2 protein-coding genes are annotated in these 1,463 nt (G+C 64.9%); both read right to left on the bottom strand.

Annotated features, from left to right (window positions below; all coding sequences use genetic code 11):
• Nucleotides 1-12: 12 nt before the first annotated feature.
• Nucleotides 13-945: a DDE-type integrase/transposase/recombinase gene (locus tag AC1RS9_RS14460; protein ID WP_082740667.1), complete on the bottom strand. Its 933-nt coding sequence runs from the start codon at nucleotides 943-945 to the stop codon at nucleotides 13-15.
• Nucleotides 946-1,040: 95 nt separating this feature from the next.
• Nucleotides 1,041-1,418 carry a hypothetical protein gene (locus AC1RS9_RS14465; RefSeq protein ID WP_006947059.1) on the bottom strand — a complete coding sequence of 126 codons (378 nt, stop codon included), beginning with the start codon at nucleotides 1,416-1,418 and terminating at the stop codon, nucleotides 1,041-1,043.
• Between the last annotated feature and the right edge of the window lie 45 nt (nucleotides 1,419-1,463).

Genomic DNA, 1,463 nt, shown 5'->3' on the forward strand with positions numbered 1-1,463 from the left:
ACCTGATTGGAGTCACGTGGGGTTGAGTTGGGTGATTTCGGGTGTTGTGGCGGCGATGGGGCGCCGGCCTCGGTAGCGTTCGGGGTTCGCGGCGTACTGCGCATCCAGGACGGCTTGGCGTTCGGTGTGGACATCGACCCAGGTGCCGGTGTGGACCTGTTCGGGCGTGAACCCGGCCAGTGAGCTGTGGTGATGACGCGTGTTGTAATCGTGCACGACGTGCTCGGCCCACTCGCGCGCGTGTTCAACACTGGTGAACTGGCTCGGGTAGTCGGGACGGTACTTCTCGGTCTTGAAGTAGGACTCGATGTGCGGGTTGTCGTTCGACACGCGCGGACGATTCCGGCTCGCGCTGATCCCAGCATGACGGTAGAAGTCGGCCAGCAGTACCGACTTCATCGCCGGCCCACCATCGGAATGCACGATCCGCGGGTGAACACCCTCACGTTCTGTCGCGGCCTGGAACAACGCGACCGCGAGTTCGTCGGACTCATCTGTCTCGACGCTGCTGGCGATGATCGTGCGGCTGAACGCGTCGATGATCGTGTACTGCTGATACCAGACCCCCGTGTATGGCCCGGGAAGTTTCGTGATGTCCCAGCACCACACCTCGTTCGGTGCGGACGCCTCCCACTGCGGCATCGCGACCGTGCGCCGCGTACGGCGTCGACGCACCGGCCGTGGCCCGTGCAAGCCACGCGCGCACCGCATCCACGTCGACAAAGACGCCACCGGCCGCCCCGCATCGAACGCGTCGTAGAACGACTGCTCCACGCTGCGCTGCTCGTGCCAACCGTCACGGATCGCGGACACGATCTGGGCGCGCTCCTCAGAGCTGAGCGCGCACGGCTGATACCGCTCGGTGTGCGCGATCGGGTCCGCGACGCGAGCGCGTGGATGGTGACGGTAGTGCCACGTCGAGGTCGCCACACCGATGATCTTCAACGCTTCACGCTGGGAATAGCCGGCCGCGACATGCTCGGCGACCAGGGTGTTCTCCGCTTCGAGGAACGCCGCATGGCGGGCGGCATCGGCCTCGTTCAGGACTCGGGCGTGGGCTCCTGCGGCGCGTTCAACTCGTGCAAGAGCCCGATAGCTTTTCCCAGCGCCTCGTTCGATGCCTCCAGCCGCGCAACCTGCTCAGCATGCGTCTGCGCCTCCCGCGCGCGGGCTGCGCGTTCGGCGGCGAGTTCTTGTTCCACGCGCGCCAAACGCGCGCCGTCAGCAACTGTCATGTGTGAAGTATCGCGGGGCACGAGGTCTCGTTCGAGGTCTCCGAAGTAGAACGCTTTGCGCCACGTCATGATCTGATGACGCGACACACCCTGCTCGAGCAACCACGCCGCTTTCGTGCCATGCGGCAACGCCACATACTGCTGCACCAACGCGGTCTTCTCTTCCGCAGTCCATCTGCGCATACCCACCTCCTGAGTGACTCACACCCAGGCTGACAGTCAGGGCAC

This window comes from Dermacoccus sp. MPR-E5, assembly GCF_058809565.1.

Bases quoted from the DNA above. Each gene is read 5' to 3' on its own strand.
- AC1RS9_RS14465 (WP_006947059.1), bottom strand. From the start codon at position 1,418: ATGCGCAGATGGACTGCGGAAGAGAAGACCGCGTTGGTGCAGCAGTAT.